Origin of the sequence: Erwinia sp. PsM31 (genome assembly GCF_030433775.1) — a bacterium.
Classification (GTDB): Bacteria; Pseudomonadota; Gammaproteobacteria; order Enterobacterales; family Enterobacteriaceae; genus Erwinia; species Erwinia aeris.
In genome coordinates, this window is sequence record NZ_JARUWZ010000005.1 from 192,017 (window position 1) to 214,067 (window position 22,051).

Below are 22,051 nucleotides of genomic sequence, written 5' to 3' on the forward strand. Positions count from 1 at the left end.
AACACATGGAAGTCAACATCATGAAAAATCAGCAGGGATTTACCCTGGTCGAACTAATGATAGTTATCGCTATCATCGCCATTCTCAGCGCTATCGGCCTGCCGGCTTACCAGAACTATCTGCAAAAAGCCGCGCTGACCGATATGCTGCAAACGGCGATGCCTTTTAAAACCGCCGTGGAACTGTGCGCCATCGAGCACGGCGGCGCGGAAAGCTGTAGCGCAGGCAGCAACGGCGTGCCGTCCGGGAAAGGGTCGCGCTATGTTGCCACTGTGGCCGTGCAGGGCGGCGCGCTGACGCTGACGGGCCAGGAGAGCCTGAATGGCCTGACGGTAACGATGAAACCGCAGTGGGACGGTGCCGAAGGCCAAATCGGCTGGCAGCGCACCTGCGCTACCCAGCAAACGGGACTGAAAGAAGCCTGTGAAAATATCTTCCGCTTTGACGATGACAGCGAGGTGGCGGAATGACAGCGTCTTCCTCTCTGCAGGCCGTCGAGGCCCTTTGTCAACGTCATCACGCCGTGGTGCTTTCGCTTACGCCGCAGCGGCTGCACATCGCGATGGCGACGCCGCCCTCGGCCGATATGATGGCGGCGCTGCGTTTTACCGCTCAGGGCGCGATTGAGATTGAGTACTGGCCACCGGCGCGACTGGAACAGTATCGACAGGATCGTCCGGCCGCATCGGAACCTGCGGCGGCACATAGCGAAACCACCATCCAGCGTATCGACAATCTGTTGGCGCTGGCGATACAGCAGCGCGCGTCCGATATCCACATCGAACCTCAGGCCGACGCGTTACGCATCCGTTTTCGGGTGGATGGCGTGCTGCAAAACGTGCCGACTTCGCCAGCCGACAACGCCGCGGCGCTGCTGGCAAGGCTGAAAATAGTCGCTAACCTGGATATCGCCGAACGCCGGATCCCGCAGGATGGCCAGTTCACGCTGGCACTGTTGGGAAAACCCGCTTCCTTTCGCCTCTCGACGCTGCCCACGCGCTGCGGTGAAAAAGCGGTTATCCGACTGCTGCAAACTGACACCCAGTCCGTGTCGCTGGAGAATCTCGGCATGTCGCCAGCGGCGCTGCGCTGCTTTCGCGAGGCGCTGGCGAGGCCGCAGGGGCTGATTCTGGTTACCGGCCCTACCGGCAGCGGGAAAACCTTTACCCTTTACAGCGGGCTGAGCTCGCTTAACACGCCGGGCCGCAACCTGTGCAGCGTGGAAGATCCCGTGGAAATCCCGCTGCCGGGCGTTAATCAAACCCAGGTACATCCTAAAACCGGACTTGATTTCAACCGCGTGCTACGCGCTCTGCTGCGTCAGGATCCCGACGTAATTATGATTGGCGAAATCCGCGATGCGGAAACGGCGGAAATCGCCATCAAGGCGGCGCAGACCGGCCATCTGGTTCTGTCGACTTTGCACACCAACTCCACGGCGGAAACGCTGACCCGGCTAAGGCAAATCGGCATTCCCGGCTACCAGCTTGCCTCCGCGCTAAAGCTGGTTATCGCCCAGCGTCTGGTACGCCGTCTCTGCCCGCACTGTCGCGAACCCGCCGAAGCGCTGGCCCATTTCCCTCAGGATCTCTGGCCGGGTACGGTGCAAAACTGGCGCGCCGTCGGCTGCGAACGCTGCTATTCCGGCTTTTATGGCAGGCTGGCGCTGTTCGAGCTGCTTCCCGTTAATGCGCGGCTGCAAAATGCTATCGCGACCGACAGCGCTCAGGAGGCGCTGCTGAAAATTACCCGGCAGCAAAATATAAACTCGCTGTTTGTAGAAGGACTACATAGCGTGAATAAAGGCGAAACCACGCTGGCAGAGCTGAATCGAATTGTCGGTAATGACGATGACTGATCCGCTGTTAGTGGAATGGCAGGCCATGGACAAAGAAGGCGCTTTTCATCAGGGAGCCTGTTTTTGCCGTGGCCGCCAGGAAGCAACAGAACGGCTCATGGCGCTCGACCTGCTGCCGCTAAAGGTTAGCAAAGGACGCCGCTATCGCGCCGGCGACTGGAAATGGCAGCACAAGATTACCTTTTTCCGCGAGCTGGCTACGCTTTTGCAGGCAGGCATGACGCTTTCTGCCAGCCTGCGGCTGACGGCTGAAGGCCATGCCGATCCCGGCTGGCAGGCTTTACTCACGCAGATAGAGCAAAGCGTGTCGGAAGGCATACCCTTTTCACAGGCGCTGGCCGACTGGCCTGTAGTTTTCCCACCGCTCTACCCTGCCCTGATCGCGGTTGGCGAACTGACCGGCAGAATGGACGAATGCTGTCTGCGGCTGGCCGGTCAGCAGGAAAGAGAACAACAGCTGCAAAAGAAAGTAATGAAAGCGCTGCGCTACCCGTTGTTTGTGGTCGCCGTCGCGCTGCTGGTCAGCATCGGGATGCTGGTTTTCGTTTTGCCGGAGTTTGTAGCTATCTATCGTTCCTTTAAAGCGCCGCTACCGGCTTTTACCGCGGCCATAATCGCGCTGTCCGAGGGGCTGCAGCGTTATGGCATGCTTATTTTGCCGCTGGCCTTCGGCAGCCTTGCTTACTGGCGCTGGCAAAGCCGCCGCCTGCCCGTCTGGCAGCGTAACGAGCAGCGATGTCTGTTACAGCTGCCGCTTATCGGCAGGCTTTATCGCGGCGGCCAGCTCAGCCGTATCTTTCTGACCCTGACGCTGACGCAGCAGGCTGGTCTGACGCTGTTGCAGGGGCTGCAGGCGGTAGAGAAAACGCTCGATCATCTGCTGTGGCGGGAGGCGATAGTCGCCCTGCAGCAGCATATCGCCGCCGGTAACCCGCTGTATCAGGCGCTGGCACAGCACGAGCTTTTCACGCCGCTGTGCTACCAGCTGATAAAAGTGGGCGAAGAGGCTGGCGCGCTGGACAGCCTGCTGCTGCGGCTGGGGGAATGGCATGAGGCCAGCGCGCATGAGCTGGCGGATAATCTGGCCGCCGCGCTGGAACCGTTAATGATGATCGTTACCGGCGTGCTGGTCGGCACGCTGGTAGTCGCGATGTACTTGCCCATCTTTAACCTGGGCGATGCTTTGGGATAGTGACCGTTTTGACCAGGCGATGTATTCACACAGAGGACGTATTAAGACAGACAACGCTTTGAGACAGGAGACGCCTTGAGACAGACAATGCTTTAAGGCAGACAATGCTTTGAAGCAGGCAACATTTTGGGACAGGCGACGCTTTAAGGCAGGCAAAGTGATGCCGTTCTACCAGGCAGGGTGTGAAAGCGACAGCGTAAAAACCTGCCGCTCAGCGCAAGCGGCAGGCCAGTTGCCGACTTTAACGGTTGAACACCCGGTTTTCCTGCTCCGCCACGCGGATAAAGGTCGTGCGCTTGGTCAGCTCTTTCAGCCGCTCAGCGCCAACGTAGGTACAGGCAGAGCGCAGGCCGCCAAGAATGTCTCGCGCCGTGTTGTCTACCGGGCCGCGAACGGGAAGCTTAACGGTTTTGCCTTCTGCCGCCCGATAGCCCGCCACGCCGCCAACGTGCCGGTTCATCGCAGATTCAGAACTCATGCCGTAAAACAGCATAAACTGCTCGCCGTCCTCTTCCACCAGCGTGCCTTCGCATTCATCATGCGCGGCCAGCATCCCGCCGAGCATCACAAAATCGGCGCCGCCGCCGAAGGCTTTCGCCACGTCGCCCGGTACCGAACAGCCGCCGTCGCTGACAATTTGACCGCCCAGCCCATGAGCCGCATCCGCACATTCAATTACGGCGGAAAGCTGCGGATAGCCTACGCCAGTTTTCACCCTTGTAGTACAGACGGATCCGGGGCCGATGCCCACCTTCACGATATCGGCACCGGAAAGGATAAGCTCCTCCACCATTTCGCCCGTCACTACGTTACCCGCACAGATAGTTTTATCCGGGCAGGCCTCGCGAGCGCGCTGTAAAAACTCGACAAAGTGTTCGGAGTAGCCGTTAGCAACGTCAATACAAATGAAATTTAACGCGGGCGACAGCGCGAGGATCTGCTGCATTTTAACGAAATCGGCATCGGAAGTGCCGGTAGAAACCATCACGTATTGCAGTACGCTTTCAGGTACGCGATCGATAAAGGCCTGCCATTGTGCCACGCTATAATGCTTGTGAACGGCGGTAAGGACCTGGAATGAGGCCAGCGCTTCCGCCATGCTGAAGGTGCCGACGGTATCCATATTGGCGGCAATGATCGGCACGCCTGACCAGGCGACGCCGGAGTGTTTGAAGGTGAACTGACGGTTCAGGTCAACCTGTGAACGACTCTTCAACGTGGAACGCTTGGGGCGGATCAGGACATCTTTAAAACCTAGCTTAATATCTTCTTCAATACGCATAAATCACTTCCTGGTTGATGGCGCAATCTGATGATTGGGTGCTGCTGCCAGCTCCAGTAGCCTTATCATACGCGCTAAAAACGCACGGACAAGACTGCGAAAACAGGTTTATTTAGGCTACAATCCCATAAATTTATCTGTGATTCTCTTATGTGATCTGCACCCCACTTTTAGCGGCCGCGTCAATGCTGGCCTGAGCGGATGCGGCCACATCGGAGCCGTGAGAATCGGGACTATGAGCTATACTGTTGCGCTGACCGGCGGTATCGGCAGCGGGAAAACCACTATCGCTAACGCCTTCGCGGCCAGAGGCGTGGATATCGTTGACGCCGATATTATTGCCCGTCAGGTCGTGGAGCCCGGTCAACCCGCGCTGAAAGCGATACAAGAGCGGTTCGGTGCGGCGGTCATTCGCCCGGACGGCTCGCTAGATCGCGCCGCGCTGCGTCAGCGGATTTTCAGTTCCGCGCAGGAAAAAGCCTGGCTGAACGCCCTTCTGCATCCGCTGATCCATAGTGAGACCCGTCGCCAGCTGGCGTTAACCCGCTCCGTCTGGTGCCTGTGGGTCGTTCCTTTGCTGGTTGAAAACAATCTGCAACAGCTGGCCGATCGGGTGCTGGTTGTGGATGTCGATCGCGAAACGCAGCTGGCGCGTACCATGAGCAGAGACCACATCAGCCGTGAACAGGCTGAACATATTTTGGCTGCGCAGGCCACGCGTGAAGCGCGACTTGCCGTAGCCGACGACATTATCGATAACGGCGGCACACCTGATGATGTGGCCGCCAAAGTTGCCCGGCTGGATCAGCGCTATCGCCAGCTTGCCGGAGCAACAGATCAGGATTAAAGCATGAGCACAACGGTTTTATTTGAGTACCCATTAAATGAAAAAATGCGGACCTGGCTGCGCATTGAATTTTTAATGAATCAGCTGGACAGCAGCCGCACCATCGTCGATTCAGTCAGCGCGCTAACTTTTTTCCGCAATGCGGCCGAGCTGCTGGATGTATTTGAACGCGGCGAACTGCGTACCGAAATTGTCAAAGAGCTGGATAAGCAGCAGCAGAAGCTACGCTCCTGGGCGGAAGTGCCGGGCGTGGATATGGATCTGGTGCATAAGCTGCACGACAGTCTGAAAACGCGTTCGACTGCGCTGATGGCCGCTCCGCGTATGGGACAGATGATGCGGGAAGATCGGTTGATCGGACTGGTGCGTCAGCGCTTAAGTATTCCCGGCGGCTGCTGCAGTTTCGACTTGCCTACGCTGCATATCTGGCTGCATATAGAACAGGAGAAACGGGACAGTCAGGTTGCGCTGTGGATGAACTCGCTGGCGCCTATCCGCGACGCGCTGACGCTGATTTTGGACTTAATTCGCCAGTCGGGCGCTTTTCGCCATCAGACCAGCCTGAACGGATTTTATCAGGACAATGCGGAAGGCGCCGATCTGCTGCGCCTGCAGCTGATGCTGGAGGACTCGCTTTATCCGCAGGTTTCCGGCCATAAAAGCCGCTATGCTATCCGCTTTCTGCCGCTCGACAGCGAGCACGGCGAGGTGCCGGCGCGCCTCGATTTTCAACTTGCCTGCTGCTGAGGTAACGATCAATGAATGAAGTCATCACCGTAAACTGTCCAACCTGTGATAAAGAGGTTATCTGGGATGAGCTGAGCCCCTGGCGGCCCTTCTGCAGCAAGCGCTGCCAGCTGATCGATTTGGGCGAATGGGCTAACGAAGAGAAACGTATTCCCAGCGAGGGCGATCTTTCCGACAGCGATGAATGGAGCGAAGAACCGAAAGATCGCTACTGAAAGCCTACTACCAGGAAGATGACCGCTGGCTGAATATGGCCCTTTTCAGCCAGCAGCGAGGCAATATCGTCTACGTTGACCCGCTCTGAAGACGAACAATATCGCCTGTATCAGCCCCGGCCTGCAGATGAGAAATATCGCTCAAATTAGCCTGTGTCTGCAGGCAACGATATTGCCTGAATCAGCACGGCCCGCACACGAGAAATATCGCTCAAATTAGCCCGGTTTGCAGGCAACGATATCGTCTGAATCAGCACGGCCTGCGAGCGATATCGCCTGAATCCACCCAAGCCTACGGGCAACGATCGCGTCTAAATCAGTCCGGCCTGCAGGCGAGCGATCAGTTCTGCATTGGCGGGAGGAAATTCTTCCGCCACCAGCGCCTGCTGCGCGACCCAACGTTGCGGCTGCCCTTCACGTCCCCACGGTTCGCCCTGCCAGGCCTCTACCAGAAAGAAATGCAGCGTGACCTGTAGCTCGCTGTCCGTATGGCTGGCCATACCGCAGGCCGATGCGCTCAGCGGAGTGATGCCCGTTTCTTCCTGTAGCTCGCGCTTCAGCGCCTGTTCCGGCGTTTCGCCTGCTTCGATTTTCCCGCCGGGAAATTCCCATCGGTTAGCCATATGGGATTTAGCGGAGCGCTGGGTTAGAAATATTCTTTTCTGCCCGTCACGAATGATGCCTACTGCCACCTGCAAATGCTTCATAACTGTTCTCTGGATTGCCTGAAGTACGCCGCCACTATTCCAGCGTTGCGGCACAATCGCAAGCCCGATTGTAAACTGCGATCCGTTACGAAAATCAGCTATGTAACAGCATGAAAATGGCCGAAGGCCGGTACGGCAGTAAAAACAAAGCGTAGAATTTCGTTCCAGGGAAGCCCGTCTTAAGCAAAGCAGACAGGCACGGCGACGTCTGCCGACTCACGGATAAGAGGAGAGAAATATGCGCCGCATCTTTAGCCTTCAGGAAAATATGGTCATGCTGCCAGCGCTACTGGCAGTGACAACAATCGTCATAGCGCAGCTGCCTCTGAGGCTGTGGCTGCCGGCGCTGCTGCTAAGCTGGACGTTATTAGCACTGGCAGTCGTGGATTATCGCCTGTTTCTGCTGCCGGATATGCTGACGCTGCCGCTGCTCTGGCTTGGACTGCTTGCCAGCACGATCGGATTGCTGCCGGGCCTGACGCCGAAGCAGGCCGTTTATGGCGCAGCGGCGGGTTACAGCACGCTTTGGCTGCTCTCGCGCGGCTATTGGCTGCTGAGAAAAAAAGAGGGGCTGGGGCTGGGCGATGCCAAATTACTGGCGGCGCTGGGCGCCTGGACGGGCCTGGAGCGGCTGCCCTGGATCGTGCTGCTGGCGACGCTTATCACCTCAGCCGCGCTTTTTGCCGCGTGGCTGATGTTCAGGCATCCGCTTAATGCGCCTTTCCCTTTTGGGCCTGCGCTGGCCTTTGCAGGCTGGACGATATTTCTCTGGCTCTATGGATAACGGCCAGGAGGCCGGCCCTGACGTGGCAAAGACTATAACTGGCATAACACGGCCTCGCTTTGGCAAAGACTATAACTGACGCAAGGCGAGCTGGCTTTAGTAAAAATTATGTGGCTGTGGCTGTGGCTGTGGCTGTGGCTGTGGCTGTGGCTGTGGCTGTGGCTGTGCAAGAGCGTACTGGTTTGCCCTGTCTCTCCGCCATAAAAAAACCGGGGAATTCCCCGGTTTTTTAAAGCGTGGTCAGCAATACCCGTCAGGCCAGGCGGCCGTGACACTGCTTATATTTTTTTCCTGAGCCGCAAGGGCAAGGATCGTTACGTCCGACTTTGCGCTCGCCGGTCTGCTCAGCCAGCGCCATTGCCGCTTCCGTTTCGGTATCCACATGGCTCAGCTGCTGCTGCTGCGCCAGACGCTCGGCTTCTTCACGACGCTGCTCTTCCATCGCTTCGACTTCTTCCGGCATCCGGACCTGCACCTTGCTCAGCGTGCTGATCACTTCATACTTCAGCGACTCCAGCATTGCGGCGAACATGGCGAAAGACTCGCGCTTGTACTCCTGCTTAGGATCCTTCTGCGCATAGCCACGCAGATGGATGCCCTGACGCAGATAGTCCATTGCAGCCAGATGCTCTTTCCACAGCGAATCCAGCGTTTGCAGCATCACGCCTTTTTCAAAGTTGCGCATCATCTCAATGCCGACCACTTCTTCTTTACGCTGATACTGCTCTTTGGCCTGCGTCATAATACGTTCGCGCAGCGTCTCTTCATGCAGGTCAGGCTCTTTGTCCAGCCACTCTGCAATTGGCAGCTCCAGGTCGAAATCGTTTTTCAGACGTTCCTGCAGGCCTGGCACATCCCACATCTCTTCCAGCGACTGCGGTGGAATGTAGGTATCGATCGTGGTTTTAAACACGTCTTCACGGATGCTGGTGATAGTTTCCGATACGTCGGAAACGTCCAACAGCTCGTTACGCTGGGTGTAGATAGCGCGACGCTGATCGTTAGCCACGTCATCATATTCCAGCAGCTGCTTACGAATATCAAAGTTACGGCTTTCCACTTTGCGCTGTGCATTGGCAATAGCTTTGGTCACCCACGGATGCTCAATCGCTTCGCCCGGCTTCATGCCCAGTTTACGCATCATATTAGAGACGCGATCGGAGGCGAAAATACGCATCAGCGCATCTTCCATCGACAGATAGAAGCGTGAGGAGCCGTTATCGCCCTGACGACCGGAGCGGCCGCGCAGCTGGTTATCGATACGGCGTGATTCATGACGCTCGGTGCCGATGATATGCAGACCGCCGGAAGCCAGTACCGCATCGTGACGCACTTTCCAGGCGCTCTTGATCGCTTCGATCTGCTCAGGGGTTGGATCGGTCAGCGCGGCGATTTCCGCCTGCCAGCTGCCGCCCAGCACGATATCCGTACCGCGACCCGCCATGTTGGTTGCGATGGTAACCGCGCCCGGCTGACCAGCCTGCGCCACGATATCCGCTTCACGGGCGTGGAACTTGGCGTTCAGCACCTCGTGTTTGATCCCGGCGCGAGTCAGCTCGGCTGACACCACTTCCGATTTCTCAATAGAGATCGTTCCCACCAGCACCGGCTGGCCGTTAGCGGTACGCTCGCGGATATCTTCAATGATCGCATCGATCTTCTCTTTCTCGGTCATATAGACCAGATCCGGCAGATCTTTACGCACCATTGGGCGGTTGGTAGGTACGACAATCGTTTCCAGCTTGTAGATAGAGCTGAATTCAAAAGCCTCGGTATCTGCCGTACCGGTCATACCGGCCAGCTTGTCGTAAAGGCGGAAATAGTTCTGGAAGGTAATAGAAGCCAGCGTCTGGTTTTCGTTCTGGATCTCCACGCCTTCTTTCGCTTCTACCGCCTGATGCAGACCATCCGACCAGCGACGGCCCTGCATGGTACGACCAGTATGTTCATCGACGATAATCACTTCGCCGTCTTTCACGATATAGTCCACGTCGCGGGTAAAGAGCGCATGGGCGCGCAGCGCCGCCGTGACGTGGTGCATCATCATGATGTTGCCTGGCGAATAAAGCGACTCGCCCTCTTCCATGATGCCTTCGCTGACCAGCAGCTCTTCCACCTTCATCAGGCCGCGCTCGGTCAGATGCACCTGACGCCCTTTTTCATCCACGGAGAAGTCGCCTTCGCCCTGGAAGGTGTCGGAGTCTTCTTTGTCCTGACGGATCAGGTGAGGGATGATTTTGTTAACTTTGATATAGAGTTCGGAGCTGTCTTCCGCCGGGCCGGAGATAATCAGCGGCGTACGCGCTTCATCGATCAGGATGGAGTCGACCTCATCTACCAGCGCATAGTTGAGCTTGCGCTGTACGCGATCCTCAGGGCTGAACGCCATGTTATCGCGCAGATAGTCAAAGCCATATTCGTTGTTGGTGCCGTAGGTAATATCGGCAGCGTAGGCTTCACGTTTGGCCGGAGCAGGCATTCCCGGCAGGTTGATGCCGATGCTCAGTCCCAGGAACTCGAACAGCGCGCGGTTGTTTTCCGCATCACGCTGCGCCAGATAGTCGTTGACCGTGACGACGTGCACGCCTTTGCCGCTAAGGGCGTTCAGGTAAGCAGGCAGCGTAGCGGTCAGGGTTTTACCTTCACCGGTACGCATTTCCGCGATGCAGCGATCGTTCAGTACCATGCCGCCCAGCAGCTGCACGTCAAAGTGACGCATGTTAAAGACGCGCTTGCTGGCCTCACGTACGGTCGCAAAGGCTTCCGGGATCAGGTTTTCCAGCACTTCGCCTTTTTCCAGACGCGCGCGGAACTCGGCGGTCTTCGCCTTCAGCTCATCATCGGACAGCTTCTCAAAGTCCGGTTCCATCTTGTTGATCTGCTCAACCACTTTGCGCATACGGCGCAGCGTACGGTCGTTACTGCTACCAAAAACCTTGGTTAATAATTTGATTAACATAAACAATATTCTCTCAGCCACTGCTTCTACAGCGCATCACTAAACTTTTAATGGGGGAACTATAGTCGATTTATGCGAGAGAGACAGGCCCGGCGCGAATGCCCTGCACGCTGGCCAGCCACAGGCCGGTCTGATAGCGAGGCGCGTCGGTTGTTTGCTGCGGCGTGGTCTGGCGAACAATCGCGGGCGGTCTGGCTTCATGCGTGAGTAGCGCATTCAGCGTGTCCAGCAGCGCCAGCCGATGCACCTCAAGCGGCGTGGCCTGCTCAATAACGGCAGCGGGCGTCAGCGTAAAAGAGAGATGGCGAATAACGGTGCGGATGGCGTGTTGATGCCAGTAATCCACATTAAAGCTGGCGCGACGCGCGTTCAACAACGCAAGGCTGTCGAAGCGCACGCTATTATTGATATTCAGGCTTCTGGAAGCCGTTTCTGGTAAGGTATCACCTGAGGCGTGAGGCAGACCAAAGCTCGCCGCGACCATCCCCAACAGGAGATGCGGCCAGAAGTAACGTCTGCCAAATTGTCGCCAACAATTAAGAATACCCACTGTTTTCCGCCGGAGCCTGCTATGCGCGATAGTCGCCCGCAATCAATTGAAAGTTTTTTCGAAGCTGCCGAAGGCCAGAGTATGCTGCAATCCATTCAGCAACGCGCTATTGCGCTGAATAAGCTGAACCGTGCGTTGCAAGGTATTATCCCGGCTCAGCTGCATCCCTGGTGCCGCGTGGCGAATTTTCGCCAGGGCGTTCTGGTGCTTGAAACCGCTAATGCCAGCTGGATGATGCGCTTACGCTATGAACAATCCAGCCTGCTGTCAGCTTTACGAGCGCAAATATTACCATCATTGACGTCAATCGACATCAGGATAAATCCAACGATGGCGGCAAAAGCTCAGGAAAACGCGCAGGAAAACAGCGTTCGGCCAGCAAAAGAGAATAATCTGGGGCGTCAGCTTAGCGAAGAGAGTGCGGAAATTTTACGGGGAGTCGCGAGCCGTAGCCCGGAAAAACTAAAGAAAACATTAGAACGACTGGCCTTGCTGGCCGGAGAGAGTACCCGCTCAACCAGTCGTCATAAATAGTGCTTAAGCCAGCACCAGGTTTGGCGCACGGAAGGTCACCGGCAGCTCGGCTTCGTCTTCAAACGTTGCCCATTCCCAGGCTTCCTGCTTCGCCAGCACGGCCTGCAGCAGCTTGTTGTTCAGCGCGTGACCACCTTTGAACGCGGTAAACGCGCCAATGATGTTGTGTCCGCACATAAACAGGTCGCCGATCGCATCCAGCATTTTGTGACGCACGAACTCATCCTCAAAACGCAGGCCGTCTTCGTTCAGCACGCGATAGTCGTCCACCACGATGGCGCAGTCGAAGCTGCCGCCCAGGCAAAGACCGCGAGACTGTAACGCCTCGATGTCGCGCATAAAGCCGAACGTACGGGCACGGCTGATTTGACGCGCAAAGGCTTCAGCGGAAAAATCCATGCTGTAGCGCTGTGAGCTGGCGTCGATAGCCGGGTGCTTAAAGTCGATGGTGAAATCGAGCTTAAAGCCGTTGTGCGGGACCAGTTCGGCCCATTTGTCGCCGTCTTCAACCCGGACAGGCTGTTTAATGCGTACAAATTTTTTCGCGCAGTTCAGCTCCTGAATACCCGCGTCCATCAGCAGATAAATAAAGGGCGCCGCGCTGCCATCCATAATAGGGATTTCAGGCGCGTTAACTTCCACCACGATATTATCAATGCCGAGGCCGGCAAGGGCCGCATTCAGGTGCTCGACCGTGGAAATACGCACGTCATGCTCGTTGACCAGACAGGTACAGAGCATGGTATCACGCACGGATTTGGCATCAGCCGGGAAATCAACCGGTGGATTCAAGTCAGTGCGACGATAGATGACCCCGGTGTTAGCCGGCGCAGGGCGTAGCGTCAGAGTGACTTTCTTGCCGGTATGCAAACCGACGCCAGTCGCCTGAACAATACGTTTTAATGTCCGTTGTTTGATCATCGCATTATCTCGCAAAATTACTCATCCGACCGCCAGTATAAATCACTGACGGGCGAACACTTTAACACAAAGAGCGGAGAACCCCAACCTTCAGGGAATTCTTAGTCCGCCTGCTTACGCAGGAAGGCCGGAATATCCAGATAGTCAGGCTCTTTGTTGGTTTGCGTGCCGGGCTCGTTGACCACCTTCGCCGCAGGCTTTTGTTCCTGAGGCAGCGGCGCCATACCGTGCTGCTGATAACGATGATCCATAACAGGCTGAGTCTGTGCCTGCTTGTTGGTCACCAGCGTGATTTCCGGACGTTTGTCCATGCCGATGCCGGTTGCGACCACGGTCACACGCAGCTCGTCGTTCATTTCCGGATCCAGCGAGGTACCGATAACCACGGTCGCGTTGTCGGAAGCGAAGGCGCGGATAGTGTTACCCACGGTTTCAAATTCATCCAGACGCAGGTCGAAACCAGCCGTGATGTTGACCAGTACGCCGCGCGCGCCGGAAAGGTCGATATCTTCCAGCAGCGGGCTGGAGATCGCCATTTCGGCCGCTTCTTCCGCACGGTCTTCGCCGCACGCCACGCCGGAGCCCATCATCGCATAGCCCATTTCGGACATTACGGTGCGCACGTCGGCAAAGTCGACGTTCATCAGGCCCGGACGGGTAATCAGTTCGGCAATGCCCTGCACTGCGCCTTTCAGCACGTCGTTAGCCGCGCCGAACGCGTCCAGCAGAGAAATACCGCGACCCAGCACTTTCAGCAGCTTGTCGTTTGGAATAGTAATCAGAGAATCGACATGCTTGGAGAGCTCGGCAATACCCTGCTCCGCGAAAGCCATACGCTTCTTGCCTTCAAAATTGAAAGGCTTGGTCACGACGGCCACGGTCAGGATACCTAAATCTTTGGCTACTTCGGCCACGACCGGCGCCGCGCCGGTACCGGTGCCGCCGCCCATACCTGCGGCGATAAACACCATGTCCGCGCCTTCCAGCGCCTGACGTAATGCTTCACGATCTTCTTCCGCTGAATTGCGTCCTACTTCCGGGTTTGCCCCGGCACCCAGACCCTTGGTAATCCCGTTACCGATTTGGATGGTCTGGCCTACTGCCGTTTTGCGCAACGCCTGAGCGTCGGTGTTAACGGCAAAGAATTCTACGCCTTCGATGCGCTCACGCACCATATGCTCTACGGCGTTACCGCCGCCGCCGCCGACGCCGATGACTTTAATCACCGCGTCATTGGTTAATTCCATAGGTTCAAACATAATTTCTCTCCGTTATGTGCCTGTCGCCTGGAGATCATAAAATAAGCCTAGCATGATCTCCTTTTCTCTAAATTAAAACTCTTTTTTCAGCCAGCTGTTGATTCGCTTGAACCAGTTGCCCACTGACGCTCTTTTTTCCACATCCGCCTCACCGTTAAGATGAGACTCTTTTCCGTAGTGCAGCAGCCCGACAGCCGTCGAGTAGTAAGGCTCCTGCGCATAATCTGTTAAGCCGGTGATATTCAGCGGCTGGCCGATGCGTACCTGCGTATGAAACACGCGCTGCGCGCAGGCCGCCAGGCCTTCAATCTGCGCTGCGCCGCCGGTCAGGACGATGCCTGCGGCCAGGTGATGCTTGACGCCCTGCTGACGCAGCTGCTCCTGCAGCTGTAAAATCTCGTCGTTGACCAGGTTCAGCAGCTCGGTATAGCGCGGCTCAATGACCTCTGCCAGCGTCTGGCGCTGCAGGCTGCGCGGCGGCCGTCCGCCCACGCTCGGCACCTCGACGTTTTCGTCTTTGCCGACGATGGAGCCGAGCGCGCAGCCGTGACGCACTTTAATGGCTTCCGCATCGGTCGGCGGCGTGCCGAACGCATAGGCGATGTCGCTGGTGACCACATTGCCCGCATACGGGATAACCTTGGTGTGGCGCAGCGCCCCGCCAGTATAGACCGCGATATCCATTGTGCCGCCGCCGACGTCCACAACGCAAACGCCCAGCTCGCGTTCATCTTCGGTCAGCACGGCAAAACTGGAGGCCAGACCGGCGAAAATCAGTTGGTCAACTTTCAGGCCGCATCGTTCAACCGCTTTAACGATGTTTTTCGCCATATCGTTATGGCAGGTGATCAAATGGACTTTCGCCTGCATACGCACGCCCGATAAGCCTACCGGATTTTTGATCCCTTCCTGATAATCGATCGCATATTCTTGCGGAATAACGTGCAAAATCCGGTGTTCGTCACGAACACGCACGGATTTCGCGGTGTGCACCACGTTTTCCACATCTTCCTGGGTCACTTCCTCTTCTGAAATAGGAACCATCCCTATTTCGTTCTGACAGCTGATGTGTTTTCCGGACAGCGCCAGATAAACCGACGAAATCTGGCAGTCCGCCATCAGTTCGGCCTGGTCAATTGCACGCTGTACGCACTTGACGACCGACTCCAGGTCGTTGACGCCGCCTTTATCCATGCCGCGAGAAGGACAGCTACCCACCCCGATGATATTGACCATACCATCGGGCAAAACTTCCCCTACCAAAGCGGCGACCTTCGCGGTGCCGATTTCCAGTCCAACTACCAGTTTTCTGTCCGTCGCCTTGATCATTGTTGTTTAACCTGTGCCTGATTCTGTTGCTTATTACCGTCAGTGGTCTGAATAAGTGGCGGTGCCCAGCCTACTGCCGCGCCAGAGTCGTATCGCAAGTCCACATAACCGATCCGCTTATTTTCCGCTTGCGCCTGCTGCTGGAGCGTCGGCCAGAGCTGAATGAAGCGTTTCAGCCGCTTCATATCCTCGTTGCGTCCCAGTTCCAGACGCGTATCGTCATCCAGCACCAGCTGCCATGAACGCCGCGCCGTCATTGACGCCGCCTTCAGCTTAAATTTTCCGGCGGCCAGCATAGCGTCCATCTGATGGTAGCCTGCCAGCACTTCGGATTCGCTGCCTTCCGGCCCGTAAAGCATCACCATCTTCTCTTTGCCGAGGTGATTAGCCGGCACGCTGAACGATTTTCCCGTTGCATCAACCAGATGCAGGTCATTCCAGCGGGCAACGGGCACATATTCAACCAGATGAATCTTTAATTCGTCCGGCCACTGCTTACGCACGCTGACCTGTTGGATCCAGGGCAGCCGTTCGATCTGCTGCTGGATAACATCCACGTCCTGCGACATAAAAGTGCCAGGCTCGCCCAGCGACAGGATAGCCTGACGAATATCGTCGTTGGTGGTGTAGTGCATTTGCCCCGTCACCACCAGCCTCGACAGCGGCAGCCGGGACGCGTCGTTCATCCAGCGTACCACTACGTAACCGCCTGCCGACATCACGCCAAGCACTATCAACAGGAAAAGAATGCCGGCCAGCCGCGAGCCGTTGCTGCGGCCGGTGCGCGCTTTTTCCTGCGCCTCGCGATTGCGAACATTCAGAGCAGCCTGGGACATATCAGTCCGCCAGTTCCAGAATGCGGGCTACCAGCTGCGAAAAGCTCATGCCGGCCTGCTTAGCGGCCATCGGCACCAGGCTGTGGCTGGTCATGCCGGGCGAGGTATTCACCTCCAGCAGGTAAAACTGGCCGTCGCCGCCCATCATCAGATCGACGCGTCCCCAGCCGCTACAGCCCAGCGCGCGCCACGCTTTAATCACGATCTCGCTCAGTTCCGCTTCCCGCTCGGCCGATAAACCGCTTGGACAGAAGTACTGCGTTTCGTCAGAAAAGTATTTTGCTTCATAGTCATAGAACTCCGAAGCCACCTGAATACGAATGGAAGGCAGAATATCGTCGCCGATCACCGCTACGGTGTATTCCGGGCCGCTCAGAAACGCCTCTACCAGCACGTCGTCGTCGTGACGGAAAGCCTCGGTCAGCGCAGCCTGAAGCGAGTCAGCGTCGTTAACGCGGCTGATGCCGACGCTGGAGCCTTCGCTGCTGGGCTTAACGAAAACCGGCAGGCCCAGCGCTGCGATACGGGCGCGGATCTCGTCGTTAAGCCCGGCGTCCATCTCTTTACGGGTAATCGCCACGTAAGGCGATACCGGCAGGCCGCAGCCCTGCCACAAGCATTTGGTGCGCAGCTTGTCCATGGTAATGGCGGAAGCCATCACGCCGCTGCCGGTATAGGGAATAGCCAGAAACTCCAGCAGCCCCTGCAGGGTGCCGTCTTCGCCGCCGCGACCGTGCAGCGCGATAAAAGCTTTATCGAAGCCTTCTTCTTTCAGGCGCGTTACCGGAAAATCACGGATATCGACGGCATGCGCGTCGATGCCCGCCTCAAGCAGTCCGCTCACCACGGCGTTGCCCGACATCAGGGAAACGTCGCGTTCCGCAGAAGTGCCACCCAGCAATACCGCTACTTTCTCAGCCATGATGTTTACCTTCTTTCTGCGGTTGTAACTTATTTTCAGCAAGCGTGCGGGCAATACGGCCAACGTTGCCCGCGCCCTGCACCAGAATTAAATCGTTGCCGGACAGCTTCGGCGCCAGCATTTCCAGCACGGCGTCATGGTCCGACACCAGAATAGGATCGACTTTGCCGCGCCCACGGATGGTGCGGCACAGCGAGCGACTGTCGGCACCGGGGATCGGCGTTTCGCCAGCGGAGTAAACGTCCAGCATCAGCAGCACATCCACCTGAGACAGCACGTTCGCGAAATCGTCATAGAGATCGCGGGTGCGCGTATAGCGATGCGGCTGGAAGATCATCACCAGCTGCTTGTCCGGCCAGCCCGCGCGGGCCGCTTTGATCGTGGCGTCAACTTCCGTGGGATGATGGCCATAATCGTCAACCAGCATCGCGGTGCCCTGCACGCCGTTCACTTCCTGTAGCGGATACTCGCCCAGGAAATCGAAGCGACGACCGGTGCCCTGGAAGCTTTCCAGCGCGCTCAGGATTTCTGCATCGTCAATGCCCTCTTCCGTCGCGACGGCTACCGCAGCGGCGGCGTTCAGCGCATTGTGGCGGCCAGGCGCGTTCAGCGTCACCTGCATCAGCGGCTTATCGTGGCGGGCCAGCGTGAAGTGGCCCTGCGCGCCGTGCTGCTCGTAGCTGGCGATACGCACGTCGGCATCTTCGCTAAAGCCGTAAGTGGTGATCTGGCGGCCTACGCGCGGGATCAGATCGCGGATCACCGCGTCATCCACGCAGAGCACCGCGCGGCCATAGAACGGCAGGTTGTGCAGGAAATTGATAAAGGTCTGCTTCAGGTTCTCAAAATCGCCCTGATAGGTATCCATGTGGTCAGCTTCGATATTAGTGACGATAGCCACCATCGGCTGAAGGTGCAGGAAGGACGCATCGCTTTCATCCGCTTCCGCAATCAGATAGCGGCTGCTGCCCAGACGCGCATGGGTGCCGGCCGCTTTGACCAGGCCACCGTTAACGAAGGTCGGATCCAGGCCGCCTTCCGCATAAATGCTGGATACCATGGCCGTGGTCGTGGTTTTTCCGTGCGTCCCGGCGACGGCGATGCCGTGACGGAAGCGCATCAGCTCGGCCAGCATTTCCGCCCGACGGATCACCGGAATGCGGGCTTCACGCGCCGCGATAAGTTCCGGGTTATCCTGCGACACCGCGGTGGATACCACCACCACGCTGGCATCGCTGACATTTTCAGGACGATGGTTAAAATAGATGGTCGCTCCCAGCGCGCTCAAATGCTGCGTGACCGCATTCGGCGCCAGATCGGAACCGCTGATTTCATAGCCTTCGTTGGCCAACACTTCGGCAATACCGCCCATGCCGGCACCACCGATGCCAACAAAGTGAATGTGCCGGACGCGACGCATCTCGGGCACGATAGAACGCAGTTTTGCCAGTTGTTGTGTATTCATCTCTTTCTGCCTGTCGGTACCTGCTGGCACCCTGTTCCGGGACAAGTCTCGTCCTGTGCTATAGCGCCGCTTTGCTGACTTCGGCTGCGACACGCTCGGTCGCATCCGGGATCGCCACGGCACGGGCCTTCGCCGCCATCGCCATCAGCGTTGGGCGATCCCATGCGGCCAGCGTCTGCGCCACGGTGTCAGCCGTAAACTGCGGCTGCTCGTAAATTTTTGCCGCGCCCGCTTTTTCCAGCGGCAGCGCGTTCCAGTACTGCTGACGATCTTTATGCTGAAACGGCACGAAGATCGCCGGTAAGCCTGCGGCGGCCACTTCGCTGACCGTCAGCGCGCCGGAGCGACAGACGATAACGTCCGCCCAGGCGTAGGCCGCTGCCATATCGTCAATAAATTCGGTGACTTTATGCTGCGTCTGTCCAACCTTACCGTAGGCGTCGTTGACTTCAGCCAGCGCGCCTTTGCCCGTCTGGTGCCACAGCGTAATGCTGTCGCCCAGCTTCGCGGCCACCTGAGGCAGCGTCTGGTTCAGCACGCGGGCGCCCTGGCTGCCGCCGATAACCAATACGCGAACCGGGCCGCTGCGATCGGCCATACGTTCAGCAGGCAACGGCAGAGCAAGCACGTCTGTCCGTACCGGGTTGCCGACCACATCCGCATCAGGGAACGCGCCGGGAAACGCCTGCATCACTTTTTTGGCGATTTTCGCCAGCCACTTATTGGTTAATCCGGCGATGCCGTTTTGTTCATGCAGCACCACCGGAATACCGCAGCTCCACGCCGCCAGGCCGCCCGGCCCGGAAACGTAGCCGCCCATGCCCAGCACCACGTCCGGTTTATAAGCCTTCATGATTGCGCGGGCCTGGCGTACGGCGTGGAAAATCCGCAGCGGCGCGGCCAGCTGCGCCTTCAGCCCTTTGCCGCGCAGGCCGCTGATGCGAATAAAATCGATGTCGATGCCGTGTTTCGGCACCAGATCGGCCTCCATACGGTCAGCCGTGCCGAGCCAGCGCACCTGCCAGCCCTGCGCCATCAGATGGTGCGCCACCGCCAGCCCCGGAAAAACGTGTCCTCCGGTGCCGCCGGCCATAACCATCAGTCGCTTCCCTTTCATCGACTACCTCGCGTAAACGCCTGGGCTTTTGCCAGACGCGTTTCATAATCTATGCGTAACAAAAATACGATGGCGGTTGACATAATTATCAGGCTGGAGCCGCCGTAACTGATCAGCGGCAGCGTCAGGCCTTTGGTCGGCAGCATACCTGCTGCGGCGCCAACGTTAACCAGCGCCTGGAAGCTGAACCAGACGCCGATAGAGCAGCCCAGAAAACCGGCGAAGCGCTGGTCAAGCTCCAGCGCGCGGCGCCCGATGGACATCGCGCGAAAAGCGACGAAGAATACCATTAACAGCGCTAAAACCACACCGATATAACCCAGCTCTTCACCGATAATCGAGAAGATAAAGTCGGTGTGCGCTTCCGGTAAATATTCCAGTTTCTGTACCGAGTTGCCCAGCCCCTGGCCCCAGAATTCGCCACGGCCAAACGCCATCAGCGACTGGGTCAGCTGGTAGCCGCTGCCGAAGGGATCTTCCCACGGGTTCCAGAAAGAGGTGACGCGCCGCATACGGTAAGGTTCGGCAATAATCAGCAGGCAAACCGCAAAAATACCGGAGCCGATGATCGCCAGAAACTGCCATAATTTTGCGCCAGCCAGGAACAGCATCGCCAGCGTGGTGACAAACAGCACCACCACGGTACCCAGATCGGGCTGCGCCAGCAGCAGGACCGCCAGCACCACCATCACGCCCATCGGCTTGCAGAAACCCCAGAAATTGTTGCGCACTTCCTCTACCTTGCGCACCAGGTAGCTGGCGAGATAGCAGAACAGCGAAAGCTTGGAGAGCTCCGCAGGCTGGATACGCAGCGGGCCGAGCGCAATCCAGCGCGAGGCGCCGTTTACCGAACTGCCCACCACCAGCACAATCAGCAGCATCACCACCGTGACCAGCAGCATAATGTTGCTGTAGCGCTGCCAGAAAGCCATCGGCACGCGCAGCGTGACCAGCCCGATGCCGAACGCCAGCACGATGTAAAAGGCATCGCGCTTGGCGAAGTAAAAAGGATCGTCCGATAAACGCTGGCCCACCGGCATGGAGGCCGACGTCACCATCACGAAGCCGATAATCGCCAGCCCTATCGTCAGCCAGAGCAGCGTGCGGTCGTAAAGCACCATGGTGCTGGCATCGCTCTCGCGCGAGCCCATCACCCACTCTTTCAGGCGTTCTGACAGCCAGCTGGCAACGCTTAAACCCGGAACACGCATCAGCCCAGCTCCTTTGCCAGTCGAGTGAACACGTCGCCGCGCTGCTCGAAGTTTTTAAACTGATCGAGGCTGGCGCAGGCCGGCGACAGCAGCACCATATCGCCCGACTGCGCTTTGGCGGCAATCTGCTGCATGGCTTCCTGCATCGTTGCGGTCTGCACTGCCCTTTCCGGGCGCAGCGCCGCCAGCGCGGCCGCATCCCGACCAAAGCAGTAAATTCTGATGTTATCGCCCTGTAAGTAGCGAGCCAGCGGAGTGAAGTCGGCGGATTTGCCGTCGCCGCCCAGCAGCAGCCAGAGCGTGCCCTGCACGGTCAGACCGTTCAGCGCCGCTTCGGTGCTGCCGACGTTGGTCGCTTTGGAGTCGTTGATCCAGCGAATGCCGTTACGCTCGTGCGCCAGCTGGAAGCGGTGCGCCAGGCCGGTAAAGGTAGTCAGCGCTTTCAGGCTGGAGGCGCGAGGCAAACCCACGGCATCGGCCAGCGCAAGGGCCGCCAGCGCGTTAGTGTAGTTATGCTGGCCGACCAGGGACATCTCGCTGGTGTTCAGCACTTTTTCGCCCTTAACGCGCAGCCAGGTGCTGCCCTGCTGGCGCGTCAGGTGATAGTCGCCGACGTCGACGCCAAAGCTGATGCAGCGTTTATCCGCGCCGCGTACCGGCATGGTCATCGCATCGTCCGCATTCACAATGCACGCGTCTGCCTGTTCGTAAACGCGCAGCTTGGCCGCCCGATACTGCTGCATCCCGAACGGATAGCGATCCATATGATCTTCCGTCACGTTCAGGATGGTCGCCGCCGCCGCTTTCAGGCTGTGGGTCGTTTCCAGCTGGAAGCTGGAGAGTTCCAGCACGTAGAGCCGGGCGGGCTGAGCAAGCAGCATCAGCGCCGGCAGGCCAATATTGCCGCCCACGCCGACCTGCCAGCCTGCGGCTGTAGCCATCTCGCCCACCAGCGTGGTCACGGTGCTTTTGCCGTTAGAGCCGGTGATCGCCACAATCGGCGCCTGCGCCTCGCGGCAAAACAGCTCGATGTCGCCTACGATCTCCACGCCCGCTTTCGCCGCCGCCGTCAGGGACGGATGCGACAGCGCCAGCCCGGGGCTGGCGACAATCAGATCGGCGCTTTGCAGCCAGTCGTCGTTCAACGAACCCAGCCAGCGTTCCACTTCTGCTGGCAGCTTTTCCAGGCCCGGCGGAACAAGTCGGGTATCCATGACGCGCGGCGTGACGCCACGCGCTAAAAAGAAGTCAACGCACGACTGCCCGGTCAATCCCAGACCGATAATGACGACTTTTTTACCCTGGTAATCAGTCAT

Annotated in this window: 21 protein-coding genes; 8 read left to right on the plus strand and 13 right to left on the minus strand. The window is 57.8% G+C overall.

The features are described from left to right. Positions 1-20 precede the first annotated feature (20 nt). The 3 genes from ppdD to hofC are packed head-to-tail and all read left to right on the plus strand — an operon-like array spanning position 21 to position 3,050. The gene (gene ppdD, locus QCD69_RS06510) at positions 21-470 is read left to right on the plus strand and encodes a prepilin peptidase-dependent pilin (RefSeq protein ID WP_253455266.1); all 450 of its coding nucleotides are present in this window, start codon (positions 21-23) and stop codon (positions 468-470) included. After that, a complete protein-coding gene (gene gspE / locus QCD69_RS06515; RefSeq protein WP_301251444.1) occupies positions 467-1,858 on the plus strand; it encodes a type II secretion system protein GspE in 1,392 nt (463 codons plus the stop codon). Before ppdD ends, gspE begins: the two co-directional genes overlap by 4 nt. Next, positions 1,851-3,050, plus strand: coding sequence for a protein transport protein HofC (gene hofC / locus QCD69_RS06520; protein WP_301251490.1), 1,200 nt, complete (start codon positions 1,851-1,853; stop codon positions 3,048-3,050). The genes gspE and hofC overlap by 8 nt, the downstream gene beginning before the upstream one ends. 241 nt (positions 3,051-3,291) lie before the next feature. Here the strand turns inward: hofC and QCD69_RS06525 are convergent, their stop codons facing one another. After that, complete coding sequence (locus QCD69_RS06525; protein ID WP_253455268.1) at positions 3,292-4,332, minus strand: GMP reductase; 1,041 nt, start codon at positions 4,330-4,332, stop codon at positions 3,292-3,294. Positions 4,333-4,567: 235 nt separating this feature from the next. Between QCD69_RS06525 and coaE the strand changes: the two genes are divergently transcribed. Genes coaE through yacG form a run of 3 tightly spaced genes read left to right on the plus strand, consistent with a single transcriptional unit; the run spans position 4,568 to position 6,141 of the window. After that, positions 4,568-5,179 carry a dephospho-CoA kinase gene (coaE, locus tag QCD69_RS06530; RefSeq protein ID WP_301251446.1) on the plus strand — a complete coding sequence of 204 codons (612 nt, stop codon included), beginning with the start codon at positions 4,568-4,570 and terminating at the stop codon, positions 5,177-5,179. A 3-nt stretch (positions 5,180-5,182) separates the two neighbouring features. Next, positions 5,183-5,926, plus strand: coding sequence for a cell division protein ZapD (gene zapD / locus QCD69_RS06535; RefSeq protein ID WP_125289008.1), 744 nt, complete (start codon positions 5,183-5,185; stop codon positions 5,924-5,926). Positions 5,927-5,937: 11 nt separating this feature from the next. After that, complete coding sequence (yacG, locus tag QCD69_RS06540; protein ID WP_253455270.1) at positions 5,938-6,141, plus strand: DNA gyrase inhibitor YacG; 204 nt, start codon at positions 5,938-5,940, stop codon at positions 6,139-6,141. A 311-nt stretch (positions 6,142-6,452) separates the two neighbouring features. Here the strand turns inward: yacG and mutT are convergent, their stop codons facing one another. After that, a complete protein-coding gene (mutT, locus tag QCD69_RS06545) occupies positions 6,453-6,848 on the minus strand; it encodes an 8-oxo-dGTP diphosphatase MutT (RefSeq protein ID WP_301251449.1) in 396 nt (131 codons plus the stop codon). 238 nt (positions 6,849-7,086) lie between these two features. Between mutT and QCD69_RS06550 the strand changes: the two genes are divergently transcribed. Next, on the plus strand, positions 7,087-7,632 hold the full coding sequence (locus tag QCD69_RS06550; protein ID WP_301251451.1) for a prepilin peptidase: 546 nt from the start codon (positions 7,087-7,089) through the stop codon (positions 7,630-7,632). 253 nt (positions 7,633-7,885) lie between these two features. On the opposite strand, the gene secA is transcribed toward QCD69_RS06550, so the two are convergent. Together secA and secM are read right to left on the minus strand one after the other, a co-directional pair. Continuing rightward, on the minus strand, positions 7,886-10,591 hold the full coding sequence (gene secA / locus QCD69_RS06555) for a preprotein translocase subunit SecA (protein ID WP_253455274.1): 2,706 nt from the start codon (positions 10,589-10,591) through the stop codon (positions 7,886-7,888). Between the two features lie 70 nt (positions 10,592-10,661). Beyond that, positions 10,662-11,141: a secA translation cis-regulator SecM gene (secM, locus tag QCD69_RS06560; RefSeq protein ID WP_253455275.1), complete on the minus strand. Its 480-nt coding sequence runs from the start codon at positions 11,139-11,141 to the stop codon at positions 10,662-10,664. A gap of 21 nt (positions 11,142-11,162) precedes the next feature. On the opposite strand from secM, the gene QCD69_RS06565 reads away from it, so the two are divergent. After that, positions 11,163-11,675, plus strand: coding sequence for a DUF721 domain-containing protein (locus QCD69_RS06565; protein ID WP_125289002.1), 513 nt, complete (start codon positions 11,163-11,165; stop codon positions 11,673-11,675). Between the two features lie 3 nt (positions 11,676-11,678). Here the strand turns inward: QCD69_RS06565 and lpxC are convergent, their stop codons facing one another. The 9 genes from lpxC to murD all read right to left on the minus strand — a co-directional run bounded on the left by lpxC (position 11,679) and on the right by murD (position 22,051). Then, positions 11,679-12,596 carry a UDP-3-O-acyl-N-acetylglucosamine deacetylase gene (gene lpxC, locus QCD69_RS06570; RefSeq protein ID WP_125289001.1) on the minus strand — a complete coding sequence of 306 codons (918 nt, stop codon included), beginning with the start codon at positions 12,594-12,596 and terminating at the stop codon, positions 11,679-11,681. 101 nt (positions 12,597-12,697) lie between these two features. Beyond that, positions 12,698-13,855, minus strand: coding sequence for a cell division protein FtsZ (gene ftsZ / locus QCD69_RS06575; protein ID WP_125289000.1), 1,158 nt, complete (start codon positions 13,853-13,855; stop codon positions 12,698-12,700). 72 nt (positions 13,856-13,927) lie between these two features. Then, positions 13,928-15,184, minus strand: coding sequence for a cell division protein FtsA (gene ftsA / locus QCD69_RS06580; RefSeq protein ID WP_125288999.1), 1,257 nt, complete (start codon positions 15,182-15,184; stop codon positions 13,928-13,930). Then, positions 15,181-16,020 carry a cell division protein FtsQ gene (gene ftsQ, locus QCD69_RS06585; protein ID WP_253455276.1) on the minus strand — a complete coding sequence of 280 codons (840 nt, stop codon included), beginning with the start codon at positions 16,018-16,020 and terminating at the stop codon, positions 15,181-15,183. The genes ftsA and ftsQ overlap by 4 nt, the downstream gene beginning before the upstream one ends. 1 nt (position 16,021) lies before the next feature. Further along, positions 16,022-16,942, minus strand: a complete 921-nt coding sequence (locus QCD69_RS06590) for a D-alanine--D-alanine ligase (protein ID WP_253455277.1) — start codon at positions 16,940-16,942, stop codon at positions 16,022-16,024. Continuing rightward, a complete protein-coding gene (gene murC, locus QCD69_RS06595; protein ID WP_301251452.1) occupies positions 16,935-18,407 on the minus strand; it encodes a UDP-N-acetylmuramate--L-alanine ligase in 1,473 nt (490 codons plus the stop codon). The genes QCD69_RS06590 and murC overlap by 8 nt, the downstream gene beginning before the upstream one ends. Before the next feature lie 58 nt (positions 18,408-18,465). Continuing rightward, a complete protein-coding gene (murG, locus tag QCD69_RS06600; protein ID WP_301251453.1) occupies positions 18,466-19,524 on the minus strand; it encodes an undecaprenyldiphospho-muramoylpentapeptide beta-N-acetylglucosaminyltransferase in 1,059 nt (352 codons plus the stop codon). Beyond that, a complete protein-coding gene (gene ftsW, locus QCD69_RS06605; RefSeq protein WP_253455280.1) occupies positions 19,521-20,735 on the minus strand; it encodes a cell division protein FtsW in 1,215 nt (404 codons plus the stop codon). Before ftsW ends, murG begins: the two co-directional genes overlap by 4 nt. Then, positions 20,735-22,051, minus strand: a complete 1,317-nt coding sequence (gene murD, locus QCD69_RS06610; RefSeq protein WP_301251454.1) for a UDP-N-acetylmuramoyl-L-alanine--D-glutamate ligase — start codon at positions 22,049-22,051, stop codon at positions 20,735-20,737. Before murD ends, ftsW begins: the two co-directional genes overlap by 1 nt.

Excerpts from the sequence above, each read along its gene's own strand:
- coaE (WP_301251446.1), top strand. The coding sequence starts at position 4,568 with ATGAGCTATACTGTTGCGCTGACCGGCGGTATCGGCAGCGGGAAAACC.
- QCD69_RS06590 (WP_253455277.1), bottom strand. The coding sequence starts at position 16,942 with ATGGCTGAGAAAGTAGCGGTATTGCTGGGTGGCACTTCTGCGGAACGC.
- lpxC (WP_125289001.1), bottom strand. The coding sequence starts at position 12,596 with ATGATCAAACAACGGACATTAAAACGTATTGTTCAGGCGACTGGCGTC.
- secA (WP_253455274.1), bottom strand. The coding sequence starts at position 10,591 with ATGTTAATCAAATTATTAACCAAGGTTTTTGGTAGCAGTAACGACCGT.
- gspE (WP_301251444.1), top strand. The coding sequence starts at position 467 with ATGACAGCGTCTTCCTCTCTGCAGGCCGTCGAGGCCCTTTGTCAACGT.
- ftsQ (WP_253455276.1), bottom strand. The coding sequence starts at position 16,020 with ATGTCCCAGGCTGCTCTGAATGTTCGCAATCGCGAGGCGCAGGAAAAA.
- mutT (WP_301251449.1), bottom strand. The coding sequence starts at position 6,848 with ATGAAGCATTTGCAGGTGGCAGTAGGCATCATTCGTGACGGGCAGAAA.
- QCD69_RS06525 (WP_253455268.1), bottom strand. The coding sequence starts at position 4,332 with ATGCGTATTGAAGAAGATATTAAGCTAGGTTTTAAAGATGTCCTGATC.
- QCD69_RS06565 (WP_125289002.1), top strand. The coding sequence starts at position 11,163 with ATGCGCGATAGTCGCCCGCAATCAATTGAAAGTTTTTTCGAAGCTGCC.
- murG (WP_301251453.1), bottom strand. The coding sequence starts at position 19,524 with ATGAAAGGGAAGCGACTGATGGTTATGGCCGGCGGCACCGGAGGACAC.
- murD (WP_301251454.1), bottom strand. The coding sequence starts at position 22,051 with ATGACTGATTACCAGGGTAAAAAAGTCGTCATTATCGGTCTGGGATTG.
- ppdD (WP_253455266.1), top strand. The coding sequence starts at position 21 with ATGAAAAATCAGCAGGGATTTACCCTGGTCGAACTAATGATAGTTATC.
- ftsZ (WP_125289000.1), bottom strand. The coding sequence starts at position 13,855 with ATGTTTGAACCTATGGAATTAACCAATGACGCGGTGATTAAAGTCATC.
- hofC (WP_301251490.1), top strand. The coding sequence starts at position 1,851 with ATGACTGATCCGCTGTTAGTGGAATGGCAGGCCATGGACAAAGAAGGC.
- ftsW (WP_253455280.1), bottom strand. The coding sequence starts at position 20,735 with ATGCGTGTTCCGGGTTTAAGCGTTGCCAGCTGGCTGTCAGAACGCCTG.
- QCD69_RS06550 (WP_301251451.1), top strand. The coding sequence starts at position 7,087 with ATGCGCCGCATCTTTAGCCTTCAGGAAAATATGGTCATGCTGCCAGCG.
- zapD (WP_125289008.1), top strand. The coding sequence starts at position 5,183 with ATGAGCACAACGGTTTTATTTGAGTACCCATTAAATGAAAAAATGCGG.
- ftsA (WP_125288999.1), bottom strand. The coding sequence starts at position 15,184 with ATGATCAAGGCGACGGACAGAAAACTGGTAGTTGGACTGGAAATCGGC.
- murC (WP_301251452.1), bottom strand. The coding sequence starts at position 18,407 with ATGAATACACAACAACTGGCAAAACTGCGTTCTATCGTGCCCGAGATG.
- yacG (WP_253455270.1), top strand. The coding sequence starts at position 5,938 with ATGAATGAAGTCATCACCGTAAACTGTCCAACCTGTGATAAAGAGGTT.